At 47.0% G+C, this 22,258-nt stretch carries 24 protein-coding genes; 22 read left to right on the top strand and 2 right to left on the bottom strand.

The features are described from left to right. Positions 1-10 precede the first annotated feature (10 nt). From OCV70_RS00430 to OCV70_RS00400, 7 genes are all read left to right on the top strand, one after another. On the top strand, positions 11-1,174 hold the full coding sequence (locus tag OCV70_RS00430) for a diphosphate--fructose-6-phosphate 1-phosphotransferase (protein WP_173766020.1): 1,164 nt from the start codon (positions 11-13) through the stop codon (positions 1,172-1,174). Positions 1,175-1,192: 18 nt separating this feature from the next. Then, the gene (locus tag OCV70_RS00425; protein WP_021925563.1) at positions 1,193-2,347 is read left to right on the top strand and encodes a class II fructose-bisphosphate aldolase; all 1,155 of its coding nucleotides are present in this window, start codon (positions 1,193-1,195) and stop codon (positions 2,345-2,347) included. An 18-nt stretch (positions 2,348-2,365) separates the two neighbouring features. Further along, positions 2,366-3,202 (top strand): triose-phosphate isomerase family protein, encoded by an 837-nt coding sequence (locus OCV70_RS00420; protein WP_117850512.1) that lies wholly within the window; start codon positions 2,366-2,368, stop codon positions 3,200-3,202. A 34-nt stretch (positions 3,203-3,236) separates the two neighbouring features. Next, positions 3,237-4,730, top strand: coding sequence for a lactate racemase domain-containing protein (locus tag OCV70_RS00415; RefSeq protein ID WP_021925565.1), 1,494 nt, complete (start codon positions 3,237-3,239; stop codon positions 4,728-4,730). A 34-nt stretch (positions 4,731-4,764) separates the two neighbouring features. After that, positions 4,765-5,340: a chromate transporter gene (locus tag OCV70_RS00410; RefSeq protein ID WP_021925566.1), complete on the top strand. Its 576-nt coding sequence runs from the start codon at positions 4,765-4,767 to the stop codon at positions 5,338-5,340. Continuing rightward, a complete protein-coding gene (locus OCV70_RS00405) occupies positions 5,337-5,906 on the top strand; it encodes a chromate transporter (RefSeq protein WP_021925567.1) in 570 nt (189 codons plus the stop codon). Before OCV70_RS00410 ends, OCV70_RS00405 begins: the two co-directional genes overlap by 4 nt. Before the next feature lie 172 nt (positions 5,907-6,078). Beyond that, the gene (locus tag OCV70_RS00400) at positions 6,079-6,621 is read left to right on the top strand and encodes an LOG family protein (RefSeq protein ID WP_021925568.1); all 543 of its coding nucleotides are present in this window, start codon (positions 6,079-6,081) and stop codon (positions 6,619-6,621) included. An 80-nt stretch (positions 6,622-6,701) separates the two neighbouring features. Here OCV70_RS00400 and OCV70_RS19495 read toward each other — a convergent pair whose 3' ends face one another. Next, the gene (locus tag OCV70_RS19495; protein ID WP_317259441.1) at positions 6,702-6,863 is read right to left on the bottom strand and encodes a DUF6783 domain-containing protein; all 162 of its coding nucleotides are present in this window, start codon (positions 6,861-6,863) and stop codon (positions 6,702-6,704) included. On the opposite strand from OCV70_RS19495, the gene OCV70_RS19490 reads away from it, so the two are divergent. From OCV70_RS19490 to thiI, 10 genes are all read left to right on the top strand, one after another. Further along, positions 6,795-6,944 (top strand): DUF6783 domain-containing protein, encoded by a 150-nt coding sequence (locus tag OCV70_RS19490; protein WP_317259440.1) that lies wholly within the window; start codon positions 6,795-6,797, stop codon positions 6,942-6,944. The two genes, OCV70_RS19495 and OCV70_RS19490, sit on opposite strands and share 69 nt — an antisense overlap. 152 nt (positions 6,945-7,096) lie before the next feature. Further along, positions 7,097-8,137 carry a heat-inducible transcriptional repressor HrcA gene (gene hrcA, locus OCV70_RS00395; protein WP_117850506.1) on the top strand — a complete coding sequence of 347 codons (1,041 nt, stop codon included), beginning with the start codon at positions 7,097-7,099 and terminating at the stop codon, positions 8,135-8,137. 28 nt (positions 8,138-8,165) lie between these two features. Further along, positions 8,166-8,816: a nucleotide exchange factor GrpE gene (gene grpE / locus OCV70_RS00390; protein ID WP_117850894.1), complete on the top strand. Its 651-nt coding sequence runs from the start codon at positions 8,166-8,168 to the stop codon at positions 8,814-8,816. Between the two features lie 172 nt (positions 8,817-8,988). Continuing rightward, entirely contained in the window at positions 8,989-10,866 is a 1,878-nt protein-coding gene (gene dnaK, locus OCV70_RS00385; RefSeq protein WP_117850503.1) for a molecular chaperone DnaK, read from the top strand. Between the two features lie 159 nt (positions 10,867-11,025). Then, on the top strand, positions 11,026-12,213 hold the full coding sequence (gene dnaJ / locus OCV70_RS00380; RefSeq protein WP_021925025.1) for a molecular chaperone DnaJ: 1,188 nt from the start codon (positions 11,026-11,028) through the stop codon (positions 12,211-12,213). A gap of 113 nt (positions 12,214-12,326) precedes the next feature. Then, complete coding sequence (locus tag OCV70_RS00375) at positions 12,327-13,007, top strand: phosphatase PAP2 family protein (RefSeq protein ID WP_262578967.1); 681 nt, start codon at positions 12,327-12,329, stop codon at positions 13,005-13,007. 64 nt (positions 13,008-13,071) lie between these two features. Next, positions 13,072-14,025, top strand: coding sequence for a 50S ribosomal protein L11 methyltransferase (prmA, locus tag OCV70_RS00370; protein WP_117850501.1), 954 nt, complete (start codon positions 13,072-13,074; stop codon positions 14,023-14,025). A 2-nt stretch (positions 14,026-14,027) separates the two neighbouring features. Then, the gene (locus OCV70_RS00365; protein ID WP_021925022.1) at positions 14,028-14,780 is read left to right on the top strand and encodes a 16S rRNA (uracil(1498)-N(3))-methyltransferase; all 753 of its coding nucleotides are present in this window, start codon (positions 14,028-14,030) and stop codon (positions 14,778-14,780) included. A 2-nt stretch (positions 14,781-14,782) separates the two neighbouring features. Further along, a complete protein-coding gene (locus OCV70_RS00360) occupies positions 14,783-15,937 on the top strand; it encodes a cysteine desulfurase family protein (protein ID WP_117850498.1) in 1,155 nt (384 codons plus the stop codon). A gap of 14 nt (positions 15,938-15,951) precedes the next feature. Then, complete coding sequence (gene thiI / locus OCV70_RS00355; RefSeq protein ID WP_117850496.1) at positions 15,952-17,133, top strand: tRNA uracil 4-sulfurtransferase ThiI; 1,182 nt, start codon at positions 15,952-15,954, stop codon at positions 17,131-17,133. 119 nt (positions 17,134-17,252) lie between these two features. Here thiI and OCV70_RS00350 read toward each other — a convergent pair whose 3' ends face one another. Next, positions 17,253-17,489 (bottom strand): HPr family phosphocarrier protein, encoded by a 237-nt coding sequence (locus OCV70_RS00350; RefSeq protein ID WP_021925019.1) that lies wholly within the window; start codon positions 17,487-17,489, stop codon positions 17,253-17,255. A gap of 150 nt (positions 17,490-17,639) precedes the next feature. Here OCV70_RS00350 and mtaB point away from each other — a divergent pair, with 150 nt between their 5' ends. From mtaB to OCV70_RS00325, 5 genes are all read left to right on the top strand, one after another. Beyond that, on the top strand, positions 17,640-18,965 hold the full coding sequence (gene mtaB, locus OCV70_RS00345) for a tRNA (N(6)-L-threonylcarbamoyladenosine(37)-C(2))-methylthiotransferase MtaB (protein ID WP_117850494.1): 1,326 nt from the start codon (positions 17,640-17,642) through the stop codon (positions 18,963-18,965). Between the two features lie 329 nt (positions 18,966-19,294). Beyond that, complete coding sequence (locus tag OCV70_RS00340; protein ID WP_021925017.1) at positions 19,295-19,567, top strand: IreB family regulatory phosphoprotein; 273 nt, start codon at positions 19,295-19,297, stop codon at positions 19,565-19,567. 2 nt (positions 19,568-19,569) lie between these two features. Continuing rightward, positions 19,570-20,022: a Holliday junction resolvase RuvX gene (ruvX, locus tag OCV70_RS00335; RefSeq protein ID WP_021925016.1), complete on the top strand. Its 453-nt coding sequence runs from the start codon at positions 19,570-19,572 to the stop codon at positions 20,020-20,022. Then, positions 20,009-20,263, top strand: a complete 255-nt coding sequence (locus tag OCV70_RS00330; protein WP_021925015.1) for a DUF1292 domain-containing protein — start codon at positions 20,009-20,011, stop codon at positions 20,261-20,263. Before ruvX ends, OCV70_RS00330 begins: the two co-directional genes overlap by 14 nt. Positions 20,264-20,390: 127 nt before the next feature. Then, positions 20,391-22,250, top strand: a complete 1,860-nt coding sequence (locus OCV70_RS00325; RefSeq protein WP_202031038.1) for a ribonuclease J — start codon at positions 20,391-20,393, stop codon at positions 22,248-22,250. The last annotated feature ends 8 nt before the right edge of the window (positions 22,251-22,258 follow it).

Below are 22,258 nucleotides of genomic sequence, written 5' to 3'. Positions count from 1 at the left end.
AAGGAACGCTATGGAAGAAAATATTTTGATCGTACACGGCGGCGGTCCCACGGCAGTGATTAACGGATCCCTGTACGGGGCTGTGACAGAAGCTAGGAAATATCCACAGCTTCAGCATATTTATGCTGCCAGAAACGGAACCGGAGGACTTCTTCGGGAAGAACTGATCGACCTTACAAATGTGGAAGAAGAGAAGCTGAAGCTTCTTTTACAGACTCCGGGAAGTGCCATCGGCACATCAAGAGACCAATTGGAAAAGCCGGAATATGAGAAGATGGCAGAAATCTTAAAGAAACATCACATCCGCTATGTTCTGTTTAACGGTGGAAACGGCACCATGGACACCTGCGGAAAATTATACAAAACCTGCTTGGAAAAAGGAATCGAAGTGGGGGTAATGGGCATTCCCAAAACCATGGACAATGACATTGCCGTGACGGACCACAGTCCCGGCTACGGAAGTGCAGCCCGTTATCTTGCCCAGAGTGTAAAGGAAGTGTGCCAGGATGTAAAAGGACTTCCCATTCATGTAGTGGTAATAGAAGCTTCCGGAAGAAACGCAGGCTGGATTACAGCGGCAGCCGCAATGGCAGCAGATGAGGACGGTGTAGGCCCGGATCTTATTTACCTGCCGGAACGTCCTTTTGATGAGGAGAAATATCTGAAAGATGTAAAAGCCCTTCTTAAGAAAAAAAGCGGTATTGTGGTGGTGGCAAGCGAAGGCCTGAAAGATAAAGAGGGCAAACCTGTTGTAAAGCCCATCTTTCAGATTGGAAGAGCAACTTATTTTGGAGATGTAAGCGCCCATCTTGCCAATCTGGTAATCGAAAAGCTTGGCTACAAGGCAAGAGGGGAAAAACCGGGACTTCTTGGAAGAGCTTCTATCTGCCTGCAAAGCCCGGTTGACCTAAAGGAAGCACAGCTGGCAGGAGAAATTGCCTGCAGGGCTGTTATGGAAGGCGAAACCGGAAAGATGGTGGCATTTGAGCGTGTTTCCACAGAGCCTTATATTATGAAGCCATTTCTGGCTGATATCGAAAGGGTTATGATGTATGAGCACAAAATGCCGGATTCCTATATTAATCCGGAAGGAAACCAAGTGACAGAAGCATTTAAGGAATGGTGCAGGCCTCTTCTTGGAGGTGATCTGCCCAGAATGATATCTTTTAACTAAAAAGTGGAGGAAATGAAAATGTTAGTACCAATGAGAGCAATTCTGGATGCAGCAGACAAAAACGATTATGCACAGGGTGCATTTAATGTAAATGCTGTATGCCAGGCAAAAGCAGTGATTAATGTGCATGAAATGTTCCGAAGCCCGGCAATTCTCCAGGGAGCAGATCTTGCAAACGGATTTATGGGCGGCCGAACAGATTTTGCCAATGCAACCCTGGAGGATAAGAAAGCAGGAGCGAAGAACATTGCGGCAGCAGTAAAGAAATACGGAACAGACAGCCGGATTCCCATTGCCCTTCACTTGGATCACGGAAGAAATATGGATTCCTGTATTGCAGCAATTGAAGGCGGCTATACCAGTGTTATGATCGACGGAAGTTCCCTTCCTTTTGACGAGAATGTGGAGCTGACCAGAGAGGTTGTAAAATATGCCCATGAGCGCGGCGTTACCGTAGAGGGTGAGCTGGGCGTGCTTGCAGGGGTGGAAGACCACGTATTTGCAGCCAACAGCACCTACACCAATCCTTTAAGCGCTATTGAATTTTTCCGTAAAACAAAAGTAGATGCCCTGGCAATCAGCTACGGAACCATGCACGGCGCAAACAAAGGCAAAAACGCAGTGATCCGCAAGGAAATCGCAATTGCCATTAAAGAATGCATGCGCCACGAGGGCATGGAAGGATATCTTGTCAGCCACGGTTCCTCCACAGTTCCCCGCTACATTGTAGATGAGATCAATGCACTTGGCGGCGAGATCACCAACGCATATGGAATCGATGCCAACCAGCTGATTGAGGCAGGACACTGCGGAATCAACAAGATCAATGTAGATACCGATATCCGTCTGGCAGTAACCAGAAATATGAAGGAGCTTTTTGCAAGAGATGCAGCCCTTCGAAATAGTGCATCTGTAGGCGCCATTTATGAACTTCTGGAAAAGAATAAATCAGCTTTTGACCCGAGAGTGTTTATCACCCCGATCATGGACACAGTCATGTATGGAAATGTTCCAGATGAGGATGTGGCACGGATCTGCCAGTGTATCGAGGATGGTGTAAAAGAGGTTGTAGGTACCCTGATCGTGAAATTCGGCAGTTATGGAAAGGCTCCGAAGGTAGAGCTTGCAACTCTGGATGAAATGGCAGAACGCTACAAAAAAGCCGGAATCTGACAGAAAGGAACGAAAACCATGAAGCATATATATCTGAACTTAAAAAGATTTGACGTACCAGTGGAGCTTGGCGGCGTAAACCGGATCGCACCAGTGGAGGAATGGGGCAGCTTTATTGTAAAAAATACCCAGGAAGAGCTGAAGAAATACGATCCTGCAAAGGTTGAATTCGGAATGTATTTTCCTGAGATCCACCTTCTAGAAGCTGCAAAAGCAAAAACCCCGGGAAGCCCGGTAAAAGTAGGCTGCCAGGGTGTTTACCGCATGGATACTGCTGTTGGCGGCAATTTCGGTGCCTTTACCACTAACCGACCTGCAGCTGCCATGAAAGCAGCTGGCTGTGAGACTACCATTATCGGACACTGCGAAGAACGAAATGACAAAAGCGGAATCCTGGCAGAGGCCGGCGTTACCGACACGGACGCGGTAAACCGTCTTTTGAACCAGGAAATAAAATGCGCTATTGACAGAGGCTTAAGTGTGTTATACTGTATTGGTGAAAAAAGCGAGGAACAGGATCACTGGCAGGAAGTTCTTGGAAAACAGCTGGAAATCGGTCTGAAGGATGTGGATACCTCCAGGGTTGTGATCGCTTATGAGCCAATCTGGTCCATTGGTCCAGGCAAAACTCCAGCAGACAAAGAATATATCACCAAGATCGCCCGCTTTGTAAAAGAAAAAACTGGCGGCATGGACATTGTGTATGGCGGCGGCCTGAAACAGGCAAATGCGGCAATGCTGGCATCCATCCCAGAAATTGACGGAGGGCTGATCGCACTGACACGCTTCCAGGGCGAAATTGGTTACTACCCGGAGGAATATCTGGAAATTATTCAGTTATATCTTGGAGAATAAAAATCACAGAACAATCAGATTGGAGAAAAAGAATATGAAAATTGATTTTGAATATGGACAGGGAACCATGACAGCAGAGCTTCCGGATAATACGGATATTTTTATTCCAGGTGAGACTGTGCCGGATCCGGATTATATCCCGGAGGATAAACTGGAAGAGGCTTATCTTGACAGCCTGGCACATCCAATCGGAATGCCTACCTTATCAGAACTGGCGCACAAGGGAACTACTGTTACCATTATCGTGCCGGACCGCGTAAAAGGCGGCGAGCAGCCTACCAGCCACAGAAAGATGAGCATCAAATATATTCTGCAGGAGCTTTATAAAGCAGGCGTGGAGAAAAAGGATATCCTGTTCATTATTTCCAACGGTCTTCATCCAAGAAGCAAGGAGTCCGATGTAAAAGCTATTTTCGGAAAAGAGCTGTTTGACGAATTCTGGCACAGCGGACAGATCATCAGCCATGACAGCGAGGATCAGGAACATATGGTGTACCTTGGAACTACCCACAGGGGAGATCCGGTATACATGAACAAATATGTGTACGAATGCGACCTGCCAATCCTGATCGGACATGTACAGGGAAATCCGTATGGCGGATATTCCGGCGGCTACAAGCACAGCGCAACCGGAATTACAAACTGGAGATGTATTGCAAGCCACCACGTTCCGTCTGTTATGCACAGACCTGATTTTACCCCGGTTAACGGCGGAAGCCTGATGCGCGATAAATTTAATGAGATCAGCATGCATATGGAAGAGAAAATGGGACATCCGTTCTTCTGCTGCGATGCAGTTCTGGATACCTGCTCCAGACAGATCGCCATCTATTCCGGCTATGCCAAAGAGATGATGCCTATCAGCTGGAAGATTGCAGATAAGCGTACCTATGTACACTGGGCTGAGAAAAAATATGATATTCTGGTATTTGGAATGCCTCAGAAATTCCACTATGGTGATGGAATGGGAACCAACCCCATCATGCTGATGCAGGCGCTGAGCGCACAGGTTCTGCGTTTTAAGAGAGTTATGAGCGACCACTGCGTCATCATCTGTTCCTCCATCTGCAACGGATATTTCCACGATGAATTATGGCCGTATTTAAGAGAGCAGTATGAGATGTTCCAGCATGACCATATGAATATTCTGCCGGATATGAACCGTTATGGTGAATATTTCGGAACAAACGAAGAGTACATCCGCAAATACCGTTTCTGCAATGCTTTCCATCCGTTCCACGGATTTTCCATGATGGCCTGCGGACATATTGCGGAGATGAACACCAGCGCCATCTATCTGGTTGGTGCACAGGAGCCGGGCTATGCAAGAGGAATGGGACTGAAGACCCGGGAGACCTTCGAGGAAGCATTAGAAGATGCCAAGAAGAAATTTGTAGGCGAGAATCCTAACATTCTGGCACTGCCTATGACCTTTAAGAAATCAGCTGTACATCTTTGCATGAAAAATCCTGAGGAAGACTGCATGGATGAATACGGACACCGCCATGGCGGATGCGGATGCTGCTAACCTGTGAATATAAAGTCACGGAGGAAGACTGGAAATGGATGAAAAACAAAAAGATAAGGGCTATGTGCTGCGGAAGCTGTTTTTCGCTTCCCTGTACCTGAGCACCTTTACATTTGGCGGCGGTTACGTGATCGTAACTCTCCTGAAGGAGAAATTTGTGGATCAGTACCACTGGATCGATGAGGACGAAATGCTGGATCTGGTGGCCATTGCCCAGTCTTCTCCAGGAGCAATCGCAGTCAACGGGGCAATTGTAGTAGGATATAAGCTTGGAGGGATTCCCGGCATGCTGATGTGCGTGCTGGGGGCTATCATTCCGCCTATGGTGATCCTGTCCCTGATCTCTGTATTTTATGATGCATTTCGTTCCAATTATTATATTGCCGCGCTGTTAAAGGGAATGTCCGCCGGAGTGGGCGCAGTCATCATTTCCGTGGTATATGACATGGGCAAAAACGTGGTGAAATCAAAAGACTGGATCAACATTGTGATCATGATCGCCAGCTTTTGCGTCAGCTATTTTCTGAATGTGAATATTATATTCATTATTTTGGGCGTAGCTGCATTTGGATTTGTGCGGACACTGTTGAAGGAGGGTAAAAAACGATGATCTATCTTCAGCTGTTTTTAAGCTTTCTTCAGATCGGCGCCTTAAGCTTCGGCGGAGGCTATGCGGCTATGCCGCTGATACAGGAACAGGTGGTAACGTTACATGGATGGCTGTCTATGGAAGCGTTTACCGATCTTGTGACCATTGCGGAAATGACGCCGGGTCCCATTGCAGTGAATTCCGCCACCTTTGTAGGCACCCAGATTGCAGGCCTGGGCGGTGCGGTTGTGGCGACCCTTGGCTGCATCTTGCCTTCCTGCATAATCGTAACTTTATTGGCATATATTTACACGAAATACCGGAATATGTCTCTCCTGCAGGGAACACTGGCATCCCTTCGTCCGGCGGTTGTGGCAATGATCGCCAAGGCAGGAGTGACCATTCTGGTTTCTGCCTTTTTTATCAGCGGAACCATAGACCTTGTCCGGGAAAATGTCTGCATCCGAATGGTTGTGTTTTTCGGGGCAGCCCTGGTGCTCCTTCGGAAATTTAAAATGAACCCCATTCTTGTAATGGTCCTGTGCGGTGTGGCGAATATGATATTCTGCGGGGTAATGGGAATCTAAAAGGATATTATGTCTGCAAGACAGCACCATGAAGGAAAAAACAACTGTTTTCTTGACATTGATGCGTGAATCGTGTAAGTTTTGTAGTAACTGTTTTGCGCATTGCAAAGCGTCCACCTGTAAAAGAAGTGGACGGTTATGCCGCAGGGAAAAAGTAAGGGAGGATGACAGTGTGAATATTTGCGTATATGGTGCCTCAAGTGCCCAGCTGAAGGACATTTATTATGAAAAAACACAGGAGCTTGGAAGAGCCATGGGAAAACGGGGCCATGGACTGGTGTTTGGCGGCGGAGCCACCGGAATGATGGGAGCAGCAGCCAGAGGCGTGTCAGAAGAGAATGGATACATACTTGGAATTGCGCCCCGCTTTTTTGACCAGCCAGGGGTACTGTATGAGAAATGCACGGAATTTATTTTTACCGAGACCATGCGGGAGCGCAAGCAGCTTCTGGAAGAAAAATCAGATGCCACTATTGTAGCGCCCGGAGGAATCGGTACTTATGAAGAATTTTTCGAGATCTTTACCCTGAAAAGCCTGAACCGGATCGACAGGCCCATTGTTCTCTACAATATTGACAGATATTATGACAGGATGAAGGAACTGCTGGAATATACTGCCAGGGAGAAGTTTATGGATTCTTCCATATTAGATCTGGTGGTATTTCTGGATGAGCCGGAGGCGATCCTGGATTACCTGGAAAACTACAGCAAATAAAGCAAATGAGATGTCAGAGAAAAATCCCTGTCCCAGGTTTGGGGCAGAAGGTATTTCCCTGACATCTTTTTTGCTGTTTGTCAGAGCGTGCAAAAAAAGTGTTCTCGTGATCTACATGCTCTAGAGCCTGTTTGAAAAATCATTCCTGCAATCTGCACGCCCCACTTTGCGGTATATTTCACCCGAATTCGGTTGTCGTAGCCCGCTACGACGCCCTCATCCGGGCAAAATCTCCCACAAATTGTGACGCACATCTTGCAGAAAGCCTTTTTCAAACACACTCTAAGGTAAAAACTATCAAAAAAGATGAAAAAAATTTGTAAAAAATATTGACAAAAAGAATGTTGAGGTGTATCTTAAGAGCATAGATGTTAGCACTCCTAAATAATGAGTGCTAACAAAGGAATTCGAAGAAGCCAGACGGGAATAGAAATCAGGTTTGACCGTCCGCTTTTCAGAAAGGAGCAGATATTTCATGGATGAAGTATTAGATGAGCGCAAACGGAAAATACTGAAAGCAATCATCAAGACTTATATGGAAACAGGTGAGCCGGTAGGTTCCAGAACCATTTCCAAGTATCCGGATTTGAATGTCAGCTCTGCTACGATCCGAAATGAGATGTCCGACCTGACGGATATGGGCTACATTGTACAGCCCCACACCTCAGCCGGAAGAATTCCATCAGATAAAGGCTATCGCCTTTATGTAGATGAGCTTACCAGGGAGAAGGAAGCTGAGATCGCAGAGATCCGTGATATGATGATTGAGAAATCAGACAAGATGGATAAGGTGTTGAAGCAGGTGGCCAAGGTCCTTGCCAATAATACCAATTACGCGACCATGGTTGCTGTTCCTCAGTACAGAGGAAGCACCCTGAAGTTCATACAGCTTTCACGTGTGAATGAGCGGCAGCTGATTGCCGTAGTTGTATGTGAAGGCAACGTCATCCGGAACCAGATCATTGATATTGAAGAGGAGATGGATGACCAGACGATCCTGAAGCTGAATCTTCTTCTTAACACCAACCTGAACGGTGTTCCCATTCAGGACATCAATCTTGGCATGATCGCCAGACTGAAGGAACAGGCTGGAAGCCACAGCGGTGTGGTTGCAGATGTGCTGGACGCAGTTGCAGCTACCATCCATGTGGATGAGGAAGATATGAAAGTATATACGTCAGGAGCAACCAACATATTCAAGTATCCTGAGCTTGCAGACACATCCAAAGCCAGCGAGCTGATCTCCACCTTCGAGGACAAACAGGAACTTGCGGATATGGTCCGTGGGGAAATGGGAGATTCGGAGAACACAGGAGTCCAGGTATACATCGGAGATGAAGTTCCGGTGCGGACCATGAAGGACTGCAGCGTGGTGACAGCCACCTACGAGCTTGGAGATGGAATGCGGGGAACCATTGGAATCATTGGTCCCAAGCGAATGGATTATGAGAATGTGGTGGACAGCCTGAAGAAATTAAAAGTCCAGCTTGATGAAATGGTAAATAAGAAAACCTAGAAAGGCGGTTGAAAGCGTGTCAGAAGAAATGAATAAAGAAGCCGAAGTACAGGAAGAAGCAGTTGACATTCCGGTAACTGACGGAAGCGAAGAAGAGGCAGCAGATACAGCCCAGGCAGCAGAAGAGGAAGCTTCTGATGATACAGCTGCTCCGGAAGAGACGGAACAGCAGCCAGAAGAGGCAGAATCTCAGAAAGAACCGGAAACCAAGACCAAAACTTCTTTCTTCGGCAAGAAGAAAAAAGAGAAAGATAAATTTGAACAGCAGATCGAGGATCTTACAGACAGACTGAAGCGCAGCATGGCGGAATTCGATAACTACCGTAAGAGAACGGAGAAAGAGAAATCCAGCATGTACATCATCGGTGCCAAGGACATCGTTGAGAAAATGCTTCCTATCGTGGATAACTTTGAGAGAGGTCTTGCACAGGCACCGGAGGATGATCCATTTGCAGAAGGCATGAAGATGATCTACAAGCAGATGATGACAGCCTTCGATGAGATGGGTGTGAAGCCGATCGAAGCTGTAGGCAAGGATTTTGATCCGAATCTGCACAACGCAGTCATGCATGTGGAAGACGAATCCGTAGGCGAGAACATTGTTGTTGAGGAATTCCAGAAGGGATACACTTACAAGGATTTCGTTGTAAGACACAGCATGGTAAAGGTTGCTAACTGACCGAAAGCAACTTAGTGAAGGCGAGCAGAATGCGAAGCCTAAACTTAGTGCGAGGTCGTTCGATCTCACTTAATGAGGGCAAGCCGCAGGCGCAGACCGAATTTAGTGAATCGAACTTCATTAAGACATTCACGAATTTCAGAACATAGATTGAAACAGGAGGAAAATTATCATGGGAAAAATCATTGGTATTGACTTAGGTACAACAAACAGCTGTGTAGCTGTTATGGAAGGTGGACAGCCAACCGTTATCGCAAATACAGAAGGATCCAGAACAACACCGTCAGTTGTAGCATTTACAAAGACAGGTGAGCGTCTGGTAGGTGAGCCTGCAAAACGTCAGGCAGTAACAAACGCAGAGAAAACAATCTCCTCCATCAAGAGAGAGATGGGTACAGATTACCGTGTAACAATCGATGACAAGAAATATTCCCCACAGGAAATTTCCGCTATGATCCTTCAGAAACTGAAAAAAGATGCAGAAGGATATCTTGGAGAGTCTGTTACAGAAGCAGTTATCACAGTTCCTGCATACTTCAACGATGCTCAGCGTCAGGCAACCAAAGATGCTGGTAAGATCGCAGGTCTTGATGTAAAGCGTATCATCAACGAGCCTACAGCAGCAGCTCTTGCATATGGTCTTGACAATGAGAAAGAGCAGAAAATCATGGTTTATGACCTTGGCGGCGGTACATTCGATGTTTCCATCATCGAGATCGGTGACGGCGTTATCGAGGTTCTTGCAACAGCTGGTAACAACCGTCTTGGTGGTGATGACTTCGATCAGAGAATCACAGACTACATGCTTTCCGAGTTCAAGAGAACTGAGGGCGTTGACTTAAGCAACGATAAGATGGCTCTTCAGAGACTGAAAGAAGCTGCTGAGAAAGCAAAGAAAGAGCTTTCTTCCGCAACAACAACCAATATCAACCTGCCATTCATCACAGCAACAGCTGAGGGACCGAAGCACTTTGATATGAACCTTACAAGAGCAAAATTTGATGAACTTACACATGACCTTGTTGAGAAGACAGCAGAGCCGGTACGCCGTGCACTTTCTGATGCAGGTCTTACCAATGCAGATCTTGGCCAGGTACTTCTGGTTGGCGGATCTACACGTATCCCGGCTGTACAGGACAAAGTAAGACAGCTGACAGGCAAAGAGCCAAGCAAGGCCCTGAACCCAGATGAGTGTGTTGCACTTGGTGCTTCTATCCAGGGCGGTAAGCTTTCCGGTGAGGCTGGTGCAGGTGACATCCTTCTTCTTGATGTTACTCCGCTTTCCCTGTCTATTGAGACAATGGGAGGTATTGCAACCCGTCTGATCGAGAGAAACACAACAATCCCGACCAAGAAGAGCCAGATCTTCTCCACAGCAGCAGACAATCAGACAGCTGTAGACATCAACGTATTACAGGGTGAGCGTCAGTTCGCGAAAGACAACAAGTCCCTTGGACAGTTCCGTCTGGATGGAATCCCGCCAGCACGTCGTGGTGTTCCGCAGATCGAGGTTACATTTGATATCGATGCCAACGGTATTGTAAATGTATCTGCTAAGGATCTTGGAACAGGTAAAGAGCAGCACATCACAATCACAGCTGGTTCCAACATGTCCGAGTCCGAAATCGACAAGGCTGTTAAGGAAGCTGCTGAGTTCGAAGCTCAGGATAAGAAACGTAAAGAGGCGATTGATACAAAGAACAATGCAGACTCCATGGTATTCCAGGTTGAGAATGCACTGAAGGAAGCAGGCGACAAGCTTGATGCAAATGATAAGGCTGCTGTAGAGGCTGACTTAAATGCATTAAAAGATATCCTTGCAAAATATACAAATACAGAAGATCTTGGCGATGCTCAGGTTGCAGAGATCAAAGCAGCTCAGGAGAAGATGATGGAAAGTGCTCAGAAGCTTTTCGCAAAGATGTATGAGGCACAGAACCCACAGGGCGGCGCTGGTCAGGCCGGACCGGACATGGGCGGAGCTTCCCAGGGCGGAAATGAAGCAGGCTACGGCGATGATGTTGTAGACGCTGACTACAAAGAAGTTTAATAAGTAATAATTTCATAAGTAAAGTTCCGGAATTCTGGAACAGGAACCAGCAGCCCGGCCGTGAGTTTTCATGACCGGGCAATGGCGGTAGAAGACACTAAAAGGATATGTCGCCCGTTGGTGACAGCAAAATGAAGACGTTAGGAAAAGAAAGAAATCATGGCTGATAAAAGAGATTACTACGAAGTCTTAGGCGTTGACAAAAACGCTGATGAGGCTACCTTAAAAAAAGCATATCGTCAGCTTGCCAAGAAGTATCATCCCGATGTGAATCCGGGAGATAAGGAAGCTGAAGCAAAATTCAAAGAGGCAACAGAGGCTTACAGCATCTTAAGTGACCCGGACAAGAGAAGACAGTACGACCAGTTTGGCCACGCTGCTTTTGAAAACGGAGGCGGTGGCGGAGCAGGAGGCTTCGGAGGCTTTGATTTCTCCGGTTCTGATATGGGTGACATTTTCGGAGATATCTTCGGAGATTTGTTCGGAGGCGGCGGAAGCCGCAGACGTGCCAACAATGGCCCTATGAAAGGTGCCAATCTGCGTGCGCGTGTGAACATCACCTTTGAGGACGCTGTATTTGGATGTGATAAAGAGCTTGAGATCACTTTGAAGGATGAGTGTACCACCTGTCATGGAACTGGAGCCAAGGCTGGTACTTCACCAGTTACCTGTCCGAAATGTAATGGTGAGGGACAGATCGTCTATACCCAGCAGTCCATGTTCGGTATGGTACGTAATGTACAGGTGTGCCCGGACTGTCATGGTTCCGGTAAGATCATCAAGGACAAATGTCCGGATTGCCGCGGTACCGGATACATTTCCAACCGCAAGAAGATCAAGGTATCCATTCCGGCTGGTATTGACAATGGCCAGAGCATCCGTATCCGTGATAAAGGCGAGCCAGGAACAAACGGCGGCCCAAGAGGAGATCTTCTTGTAGAAGTAAATGTAGGACGCCATCCGATTTTCCAGAGACAGGATATGAATATTTATTCTACTGCACCAATTACTTATGCACAGGCAGCACTTGGCGGTGAAGTGAAGCTGAACACAGTAGACGGTGAAATGCTCTATGAGGTGAAGCCGGGAACCCAGACCGATACCAGAATCCGTCTGAAGGGCAAAGGTGTTCCGTCTCTTCGCAACAAGAATGTCCGCGGTGACCACTATGTTACACTGGTTGTCCAGGTACCGACCAATCTGAATGAGGAAGCCAAGGAAGCACTTCGCAAATTTGATGAGGCATGCGGAAACCGTCCTGCAGGCGGCACATCAGATGGTTCCGAGAAGTCCGAGAAAAAGAAAAAAAGCTTCATGGACAAATTAAAAGAGACCTTTGAAGAGTAAAAAACAGACTTTTTCCATAAAAGAATAAAGAAAAGGGGAGATATCCTCTTTTCTTTTTTTGTTACTTATTGTATATTAGAGAGTAGACGCAAGAATCCGGAAAGGAGTTTTGCATGAAAACAAAGAAAAAAGATGTGTTAAACAGATTTTTGCCGCTGTGGGCCATTCCTCCTCTTGTTACGATCCTGGCAGTGAATTGCCTGATCTACTGGGGAAGCAGCGCCCTTACAGCCAGTCGGTATCATTATGATTTTACAATGGCATTTGACAGGGCAGTTCCCTTACTGCCTGGCTTTGTGTGGATTTATATTCTGGCTTTTCCGTTCTGGGCTGCTGGTTATATGCTGGCGGCAAGACGGGGAAAGGACATGTTTTACCGGTTTGTTGCAACCGATCTGACTATTCATCTGATTTGTTTTCTGATTTTTATTCTGGTACCGACCACCAACATCAGGCCGGAGATCGCAGGAGATACCATCTCCCAGAAGGTACTTCTTCTGGTCTATGCCCTGGATGGAGGAAGTGCTCCTTCCAATCTTTTCCCGTCTATTCACTGCTATGTAAGCTGGATGTGCTGGAAAGGTGTGGTAGGGTCTTCGGCTATTCCAAAATGGTATCAGAAATTTTCCATGGTGTTTGCGGTTCTGGTTATTATATCCACACAGGTTCTGAAACAGCATTATATTGTGGATGCGGTTCTGGCTCTGGTGCTGGTAGAGTTTTTCTGGAGATTCTACCAGAAAGGGCAGCGGCATAACTGGGTGGTAAAGATATTTGACCGGAAAAAAGAATGACAGATTTTATGACGGGGATTGCTTTCCCCAAATTTATAAAAACAATCAAGATTGGAGAATGAATATGAAGTGGAATCGCTTTACGATTAAAACCAAAACAGAGGCGGAGGATGTGATCATTTCCGCACTTGCAGACGTAGGCGTGGAGGGGGTTGAGATTCAGGACAAGCAGCCGCTTACTGAGACAGATAAGGAGCAGATGTTTGTGGATATTATGCCAGAAGATCCTGCAGATGACGGAATTGCCTATCTGAATTTCTATCTGGAGGAGGATACAGAGGTGGAGCCTGTTCTGGAAAGAGTGCGCGGCGTTCTGGAGGAAGTGCGCGGATACATGGACATCGGCGAGGGCACCATCACCGAATCCCAGACTGAGGACAAGGACTGGATCAACAACTGGAAGGAATTTTTCCATCAGTTCTATGTGGACGATATCCTGATCGTTCCCTCCTGGGAAGAAGTGAAGGAAGAGGACAAGGACAAAATGATCCTTCACATTGATCCAGGCACTGCATTCGGAACCGGAATGCATGAGACCACTCAGCTGGTGATCCGTCAGCTGAAGAAATTTGTGACAAAGGATACCCAGATGCTGGATGTAGGAACCGGAAGCGGTATTCTTGGAATCGTAGCGCTGAAGCTTGGAGCAGCCCATGTGGTAGGAACTGACCTGGATCCATGTGCAATCCCAGCAGTAGCAGATAATAAAGCGGCCAACGGAATCAAGGACGAGACCTTTGATATGCTCATCGGCAACATTATTGATGATAAGGAAGTTCAGGATACCGTAGGCTATGAGAAATATGACATTGTAACAGCCAACATTCTGGCTGATGTACTGGTACCGCTTACCCCGGTTATTGTAAATCAGATGAAGAAGGGCGCATACTACATTACCTCCGGAATCCTGGATGTGAAGGAAGAGGTAGTGGTAAAGGCAGTTCAGGATGCAGGCCTTCAGCTGGTTGAGGTAACACATCAGGGCGAATGGGTATCTGTAACTGCAAGAAAGGAATAATTATGCAGCGCTTTTTTGTGGAACCGTATCAGGTTCAGGAAGAAGAACACCGCATCACCCTGACAGGACCGGATGTGAACCATATGAAAAATGTGCTTCGCATGCGTATTGGTGAGGATGTGTGGATCAGCGATGGCGGCCAGAAGGAATACCACTGCACCATAGAGGCCTTTGAGGAAGAGGGAGCAGTCCTTCATATTCTTTATGCGCAGGAGCCCCAGTATGAGCTTCCAAGCCGTATTTACCTGTTCCAGGGACTTCCCAAAGGGGACAAAATGGAGCTGATCATTCAGAAGGCTGTGGAGCTTGGTGCCTACAGCGTGGTTCCAGTGGAAACCAAGCGATGCGTGGTGAAGTTGGATGAGAAGAAAGCAGCCAAAAAGACTGCAAGATGGCAGCAGATCGCAGAAAGCGCAGCCAAGCAGTCCAAGCGCATGCTGATCCCGGAAGTGAAGAAGGCAATGAGCTGGAAGGAAGCCATCGCTTTTGCCAAAGAGCTGGATGTGCTTCTGATCCCTTATGAGCTTGCCAAGGGCATGAAAGAAACCAGAGAGATTCTGGCCGCTATAGAGCCGGGACAGTCTGTGGGAATTTTCATCGGGCCGGAGGGCGGCTTTGAAGAGGAAGAAGTTCAGGCTGCCATGGAAGCTGGCGCAAAGCCGGTTACTTTGGGAAAAAGAATCCTGCGCACAGAGACAGCAGGCATGACCATGCTGTCTATTCTGATGTTTACGCTGGAAAAAGAGGACGAATAGAAATGGAAGCATATTTTGATAACTCTGCCACTACAAGGTGTTATAAGGAAGTGGCAGACATTGTAGTGAAGACCATGACTGAGGATTTTGGCAATCCTTCTGCCATGCATTTGAAAGGCGTGGAAGCGGAGAAATATGTCCGCGATTCTGCACAGACACTGGCCAGGCTTCTGAAGGTCAATGAGAAAGAAATCATTTTTACCTCCGGAGGAACAGAGTCTAACAATCTGGCCCTATTTGGCGGAGCAGAAGCCAACAAAAGAATGGGCAATCACATTATCACAACCGCTGTAGAGCATGCTGCTGTAGGACAGCCTGTGGAGCGCCTGGAGCAGATGGGCTATGAGGTGACCATTGTTCCGGTAGATGAAAGAGGCGTAGTTCGCTTAGATGCTCTTGAGAAGGCACTTCGCGAGGACACTATTTTGGTTTCCACCATGTATGTGAACAACGAGGTGGGAGCTGTGATGCCTGTGGAAGAGATTGCCAGGCTTGTTCATGAGAAAAGCCCGAAGGCTTTTTACCATGTAGATGCCATCCAGGCATTCGGCAAGTACCGGATCTACCCGAAGAAGCTGGGAATCGATATGCTTTCCGTAAGCAGCCATAAGATCCACGGACCAAAGGGCGTTGGATTTTTGTACATCAATGACAAGGTGCGGGTTCAACCCCAGATCCTTGGAGGCGGACAGCAGGCAGGAATGCGCTCCGGTACAGACAATGTGCCGGGAATTGCAGGCCTTGGTGTAGCTGCCAAGATGGTATACACAGATTTTGAGGAAAAGATCAAGCATATGTACCAGCTGAAGGAGCACCTTGCAGAGGGATTTTTGAAGCTTCCGGATGTGCGTCTCAACGGCATGGAGCTTCGGGAAGGAGCACCTCAGATCTTAAGCGCCAGCTTTATGGGCGTAAGAAGTGAGGTTCTGCTTCACACATTGGAGGACAGGGGCATTTATGTTTCAGCAGGAAGCGCCTGCTCCAGCCATAAGCGTAAGGCAGCCGGCACCTTAAGTGCTATGGGAATGGAAGCTGCCCAGAGGGAGAGCACCCTGCGCTTTAGTTTTTCAGAGGAAAATACATTTGAGGAAGTGGATTACTGCCTGGAGGTATTAGGACAGGTACTTCCCATGTTAAGAAGATATTCCAGACACTAAGAGGAGGAAACGAAATGATATTTCACGCATTTCTGATCAAATACGCAGAAATAGCCATTAAGGGCAAGAACAGATACTTATTCGAAGATGCCCTTGTAAAGCAGATGAACATTGCCCTTTCCAAGATTGAAGGGGATTATCGTGTAGTGAAGGAGCAGGGACGTGTGTACGTGTTCTGCCCGGAAGAGTATGATTTTGACGAGGCTGTGGCAGCCTTAAAGACGGTCTTCGGAATCGTATACATCTGCCCGGTTGTGATCTATGAGGACCAGGGTCTTGATAAGATGAGAGAAGACGTTGTAGAATACATGAAAAACGTACATCCGGATTACAGCGGAACCTTCAAGGTATACACAAGACGTGCCAAGAAGTCCTATCCGGTAAATTCCATGGAAGTAAGCGCCAAGATCGGTGAGAGCATCTTAAATGCTTTCCCGGAGGCAAAGGTAGATGTGCATGATCCGGAACTGACAGTATCTGTTGAAATCCGTGAGAAAATCTATGTATATTCAAAGAGCATTAAGGGACCGGGGGGAATGCCGGTTGGAACCAACGGAAAGGCTATGCTTCTTCTTTCCGGCGGAATTGACAGCCCGGTAGCCGGCTACATGATCGCCAAGCGCGGTGTTAAGATTGAGGCTGTTTATTTCCATGCTCCGCCGTACACCAGCGAGCGCGCGAAACAGAAAGTTGTGGACCTGGCCAAGCTGGTTGCCAAATACAGCGGACCCATCAAGCTTCATGTAGTCAACTTTACAGATATTCAGCTTTATATTTACGATCAGTGCCCCCATGATGAGCTTACTATTATCATGCGCCGCTACATGATGCGGATCGCAGAGCATTTTGCAAAGCAGGACAACTGCCTTGGACTGATCACAGGAGAGAGCATCGGACAGGTGGCAAGCCAGACTTTACAGAGCCTTGCGGCTACCAATGAAGTTTGTACCCTTCCGGTATACCGTCCGGTAATCGGCTTTGACAAGCAGGAGATCGTGGAGCGTTCCTGGGAAATCGGAACCTATGATACTTCCGTACTTCCTTATGAGGATTGCTGTACCATCTTCGTTGCCAAGCATCCGGTTACCAAACCGAACCTAAAGGTGATACAGAAATCTGAGGAGAAGCTTGCAGGAAAAATCGACGAACTGATGGAAGAGGCACTGCGAACAACAGAAGTGCTTGAGATTCAGTAAATAAAAAATCCCCCGGGCGGTTCGCCGTCCGGGGAATTTGTAAAAGAGATGGGTATATATACTTTTGTATAAAAGAAAAGAGGAACTGTCGCCAGTTCCTCCCACAATTGAATCATGGATTATTCAACTGTATATTTGTCGATGATTTCCATAACGCTGTCAAGAGCAGCTCCGTCAGCATGAATGTTGAGGTCGATCGGTTTGGATAAATCCAGGCTGAAGATGCCCATGATGGACTTAGCGTCGATCACATATCTTCCGGATACCAGGTCGAAGTCGCAGTCGAATTTGCTGATCTCGTTTACAAATGCTTTCACTTTATCAATAGAGTTAAGTGAGATTTTTGCTGTTTTCATTGTGATATAACCTCCCTTGAATAGTTGTTGTATTGCTTTACAGTACTCATATTACCTGTAGGCAGAATAAAAGTCAAGGTGAAAAAAGAGAAAATTTGGTATAAGAATTAGTTAAATTGTATAAAAGATTTACAGATTTTGGAGGAAAGCATGAAAAAAAAGGTTGCATTACACAATCTTGGATGCAAGGTAAATGCTTATGAGGTAGAGGCCATGCAGCAGCTTCTGGAACAGGCGGGATACGAGATCGTTCCCTTTGAGCCAGGTGCTGATGTTTATGTGATCAATACCTGTACGGTAACCAATATTGCAGACCGTAAATCCCGCCAGATGCTCCACAAAGCGAAGAAGATGAACCCGGATGCCGTAGTGGTAGCCACCGGATGCTACGTGCAGACCGATGAGGGCAAGCTGGAAAAGGATGAGGCGGTAGACCTGGTGCTTGGAAACAACCAGAAAAAAAACATTGTGGAGGTTCTTTCTGAATATGAGGAAGAACACCAGCGCCAGTCTCATATTATCAAGATCAACCAGACCAGGGAATACGAGGAACTGGAGATCAGCCGCACGGCAGAGCATGTGCGTGCCTACATCAAGGTTCAGGACGGCTGCAACCAGTTCTGCACCTACTGCATCATTCCCTATGCCAGAGGCCGTGTGCGAAGCAGGGAAAAAGAGAATATCTTAAAGGAAGTGCACAAGCTTGCAGAAGCGGGCTATAAAGAAGTGGTTCTCACCGGAATCCACTTAAGCTCCTACGGCGTGGATTTCCCGGAGGACAAAAAAGAAACCCTGCTGTCCCTGATCCAGGCAGTAAATGAGGTGGAAGGAATCAAAAGAATCCGCCTGGGTTCCTTAGAACCTGGAATCGTCACAGAGGAATTTGCAAAAGAGCTGGCAGCCATGCCTAAGGTATGCCCTCATTTCCACCTTTCCCTGCAGAGCGGCTGCGATGCAACTCTGGAGAGGATGAACCGCAGATACAGAAGCGCAGAATACAAGGAAAGATGTGAGCTTCTCCGCAAATATTTCGGCAATCCGGCACTGACCACAGATGTGATCGTAGGATTTCCCATGGAAAGTGAGGAAGATTTCCATGCATCCTATGATTTCGTGAAGGATATTCATTTTTATGAGACTCACATTTTCAAATATTCCCGCCGCCACGGCACCAAGGCAGCCGTAATGGACGGTCAGCTCACAGAAGCCGTGAAGGCTGTTCGAAGTGACAAAATGCTGGAGCTTCACCAGATCCGGGCAACAGAATATGAGAACTCCCTTCTGGGACAGAAAGCAGAAGTGCTTCTTGAGGAAAAAGTGGAGATCGAGGGGGCGGATTATTACCTTGGACATTCCCGTGAGTATGTGAAGGTTGCAGTGCCTGTGCAGGAGAAATACCAGGTAAATGATATCCTCACAGTAAAGGTCGAGAGATTTTTACAGCCGCATATCCTTTTGGGAGAAGATGCAGAATAAAACCTAAAAGGAAACTGACATGATTGATTGCTGTATATCGAGGCGCGTGGCGCCGGGCATAAAGTGAATTGCAGACGCTTTGGCCGTTACTGTTCATAGGTAATATTCCGCGAGGTGTTTTTTGTGAACAAAGTTCACAGAAAACCCGAGGATTGCGGCGCGAAATCATGCAAAGCATGATTTCTGTGCATCGCGAAGCGTGTTACTGGGCACGGAGTGAACAGTAACCTTTGGCCAGACCAGTTTTTTGAGAAACAAAAATATAGGATTGTAATTTATCCGCAGTTATATTAAAATAGAGAAGAAATAATCGTAAGGACGTGAGAAAAATGGCAGAAAATAATCTGGGAAGTACACAATATTTCAGAACAAAACCGGATCAGGAACTGGAAGTAAAAGAGATCCTGGACCTGGTTTATAACGCAATGGAAGAAAAAGGCTATAATCCTGTGAATCAGATCGTAGGATACATTATGTCAGGTGACCCGACTTACATCACCAGCCATAAGGGAGCCAGAAGCATGATCATGAAGGTTGAGCGTGACGAACTTGTTGAGGAATTGCTGACCGAGTATATTAAGAACAGATCCTGGGAATACTGATTATGAGATTAATGGGATTAGACTACGGTTCCAAGACGGTGGGCGTTGCCGTCAGTGATCCTCTGGGACTGACCGCACAGGGCGTGGAAACTGTCTGGCGCAAGCAGGAGAACAAGCTTCGCCAGACTCTGGCACGCATCGAAGAACTGATTTCGGAATATCAGGTTGAGCGTATTGTACTTGGATATCCGAAGAATATGAATAACACCATAGGCGAGCGGGCTGTGAAATCTCTTGAGTTTAAAGAAAAGCTGGAGAAGAGAACAGGCCTGCCTGTTGTGATGTGGGATGAGCGGCTGACAACTGCAGAAGCGGAGCGTACTTTGATGGAGACAGGCGTCAGACGTGAGAATCGGAAGCAATATCTTGATCAGATGGCAGCGGTTTTGATCTTACAGGGATATCTGGACAGAAGTAATATGATGAGTAAGGAAGAAAATAATGGAGAAAATTAAATTTGAATCCGAGGACGGGATTATAGAATTTTTTGTGGAAGAGCAGACTACAGTTGCAGGAATCACCTATCTGCTGGTATCTGATTCACAGGACGATGAGGCAAATGCCTACATTATGAAGGATGTTTCCGAGGAAGGAAGCCAGGAAGCCAGCTACGAGATGGTGGAAGACGATGAAGAACTGCTGGCAATTTCCAAGGTATTTGAACAGATGCTGGATGACGTGGATCTTGAGATGTGAGAATGATGCAGCCAGGACGAATGCTCCTTACGCCGTAACAAAATAAAGACGCTTTGCTTTTGTACGTGAGGTTTGAGGGCAAAGTGCGCAAAAATGGAGGATGGATTGATTGAAGACGGAAAATGAAATGAACAGCAGCGGGTCAAAGAATCCGGCTGCCACAAACGGTACAAGAAAACAGAATTTCAGACACAAAAATTACAGATATAAGGCACAGCCGAAAAAGGACGGACAGAAGTTTACAGGTCAGGAGAGACCTGTTAAGAATACAAGCTACAAGCCTCAGCTTCGCAGTCAGGTGAAGCCTTCCTTAAAGAGACCGCGCAGAAACAACATTGGTTCCAAATTAAAGATTATTCCGCTTGGCGGTCTGGAACAGATTGGAATGAATATTACAGCTTTCGAGTATGAAGATAGTATAGTAGTAGTGGACTGCGGACTTTCCTTCCCGGAAGATGACATGCTTGGAATCGACCTTGTCATTCCGGATGTCACCTACTTGAAAGAGAACATTTCCAAGGTCAAAGGATTTGTGATCACCCACGGCCATGAGGATCATATCGGAGCCCTTCCTTATGTACTGAAGGAAGTGAATGTGCCGATCTATTCCACAAAGCTGACCCTGGCTCTTATTAACAACAAGCTGAAAGAACACAATCTGACCAAGAGCACCAAATTAAAAGAGGTCAAACACGGTCAGGTGATCAACCTTGGTGATTTTGCCATCGAGTTTATTAAGACCAACCACAGTATCCAGGATGCATCTGCACTGGCTATTTATTCCCCGGTTGGAATTGTGGTGCATACAGGAGACTTCAAGGTAGATTATACACCTGTATTCGGTGATGCCATTGACCTGCAGCGTTTTGCAGAGATCGGCCGCAAGGGTGTTCTTGCAGTTATGTGTGATTCCACCAATGCAGAGCGTCCGGGCTTTACCATGTCTGAGCGTACAGTAGGACATGTATTTGACAACCTTTTCAATGAATATAAGACTGCACGTATTATCATTGCCACCTTCGCGTCCAATGTAGACCGTGTGCAGCAGATCATCAATACAGCATACCGCTTCGGCCGCAAGGTAGCGGTAGAAGGCCGCAGCATGGTCAATGTTATCACCACAGCGGCAGAGCTTGGATATCTTCGCATTCCGGATCAGACCCTGATCGAGATCGACCAGGTGAAGAATTACCCGGATGACCAGCTGGTACTGATCACAACCGGAAGCCAGGGTGAGTCCATGGCAGCACTTTCCCGTATGGCAGCAAGCATCCACAAGAAGATTACCATCAAGCCAAATGATGCCATTATTTTCAGCTCTCATCCAATCCCAGGCAATGAGAAGGCTGTTTCCAAGGTAATCAACGAGCTTTCCATGAAGGGGGCCAAGGTTATTTTCCAGGATGCACACGTATCCGGACATGCCTGCCAGGAAGAAATCAAGCTGATCTATTCCCTTGTGAAGCCGAAATACGCCATCCCGGTCCATGGTGAATACCGCCATCTGACTGCACAGAAGCATGTAGTAGAAGAGCTTGGCTATTCCAATGACAACATTTTCATCCTGAAATCCGGAAATGTTCTGGAGATGGATGAGCACAGTGCTGCTGTAACAGGTTCTGTTCATACAGGAGCCATCCTGGTAGACGGTCTTGGCGTTGGAGACGTAGGAAATATCGTACTTCGCGACAGACAGCATCTTGCAGAGGACGGCATCATGATCGTTGTTATGACTCTGGAGAGACACAGCAATGTGGTACTGGCAGGACCGGATATTGTATCCCGAGGCTTTGTCTATGTAAGAGAGTCTGAGGACCTGATGGATCACGCAAGAGAAGTGGTAGAGCAGGCTCTTGACGGCTGTCTGGAAAAAGGCATCACAGACTGGAGCAAGATCAAGGCAGCAGTGAAGGACGCACTTAGCGATTATGTATGGAAACGCACCAAGAGAAGCCCGATGATCCTTCCGATCATTATGGAGGCGTAAGCGGAGGC

The organism is Blautia acetigignens (genome assembly GCF_025566865.1).
Taxonomy (GTDB): domain Bacteria; phylum Bacillota; class Clostridia; order Lachnospirales; family Lachnospiraceae; genus Blautia_A; species Blautia_A acetigignens.
This window is presented reverse-complemented; position numbering and strand designations above follow the sequence as displayed.

What these genes read in the sequence shown, in the direction of transcription:
- prmA (WP_117850501.1), top strand. Translation starts at nt 13,072, where the DNA reads ATGAAGTGGAATCGCTTTACGATTAAAACCAAAACAGAGGCGGAGGAT.
- ruvX (WP_021925016.1), top strand. Translation starts at nt 19,570, where the DNA reads ATGAGATTAATGGGATTAGACTACGGTTCCAAGACGGTGGGCGTTGCC.
- OCV70_RS00365 (WP_021925022.1), top strand. Translation starts at nt 14,028, where the DNA reads ATGCAGCGCTTTTTTGTGGAACCGTATCAGGTTCAGGAAGAAGAACAC.
- OCV70_RS00425 (WP_021925563.1), top strand. Translation starts at nt 1,193, where the DNA reads ATGTTAGTACCAATGAGAGCAATTCTGGATGCAGCAGACAAAAACGAT.
- grpE (WP_117850894.1), top strand. Translation starts at nt 8,166, where the DNA reads ATGAATAAAGAAGCCGAAGTACAGGAAGAAGCAGTTGACATTCCGGTA.
- OCV70_RS00360 (WP_117850498.1), top strand. Translation starts at nt 14,783, where the DNA reads ATGGAAGCATATTTTGATAACTCTGCCACTACAAGGTGTTATAAGGAA.
- OCV70_RS00430 (WP_173766020.1), top strand. Translation starts at nt 11, where the DNA reads ATGGAAGAAAATATTTTGATCGTACACGGCGGCGGTCCCACGGCAGTG.
- hrcA (WP_117850506.1), top strand. Translation starts at nt 7,097, where the DNA reads ATGGATGAAGTATTAGATGAGCGCAAACGGAAAATACTGAAAGCAATC.
- OCV70_RS00415 (WP_021925565.1), top strand. Translation starts at nt 3,237, where the DNA reads ATGAAAATTGATTTTGAATATGGACAGGGAACCATGACAGCAGAGCTT.
- OCV70_RS00325 (WP_202031038.1), top strand. Translation starts at nt 20,391, where the DNA reads ATGAACAGCAGCGGGTCAAAGAATCCGGCTGCCACAAACGGTACAAGA.
- dnaJ (WP_021925025.1), top strand. Translation starts at nt 11,026, where the DNA reads ATGGCTGATAAAAGAGATTACTACGAAGTCTTAGGCGTTGACAAAAAC.
- OCV70_RS00420 (WP_117850512.1), top strand. Translation starts at nt 2,366, where the DNA reads ATGAAGCATATATATCTGAACTTAAAAAGATTTGACGTACCAGTGGAG.
- OCV70_RS00375 (WP_262578967.1), top strand. Translation starts at nt 12,327, where the DNA reads ATGAAAACAAAGAAAAAAGATGTGTTAAACAGATTTTTGCCGCTGTGG.
- thiI (WP_117850496.1), top strand. Translation starts at nt 15,952, where the DNA reads ATGATATTTCACGCATTTCTGATCAAATACGCAGAAATAGCCATTAAG.
- OCV70_RS00350 (WP_021925019.1), bottom strand. Translation starts at nt 17,489, where the DNA reads ATGAAAACAGCAAAAATCTCACTTAACTCTATTGATAAAGTGAAAGCA.
- OCV70_RS00340 (WP_021925017.1), top strand. Translation starts at nt 19,295, where the DNA reads ATGGCAGAAAATAATCTGGGAAGTACACAATATTTCAGAACAAAACCG.
- dnaK (WP_117850503.1), top strand. Translation starts at nt 8,989, where the DNA reads ATGGGAAAAATCATTGGTATTGACTTAGGTACAACAAACAGCTGTGTA.
- mtaB (WP_117850494.1), top strand. Translation starts at nt 17,640, where the DNA reads ATGAAAAAAAAGGTTGCATTACACAATCTTGGATGCAAGGTAAATGCT.
- OCV70_RS00330 (WP_021925015.1), top strand. Translation starts at nt 20,009, where the DNA reads ATGGAGAAAATTAAATTTGAATCCGAGGACGGGATTATAGAATTTTTT.
- OCV70_RS00410 (WP_021925566.1), top strand. Translation starts at nt 4,765, where the DNA reads ATGGATGAAAAACAAAAAGATAAGGGCTATGTGCTGCGGAAGCTGTTT.
- OCV70_RS00405 (WP_021925567.1), top strand. Translation starts at nt 5,337, where the DNA reads ATGATCTATCTTCAGCTGTTTTTAAGCTTTCTTCAGATCGGCGCCTTA.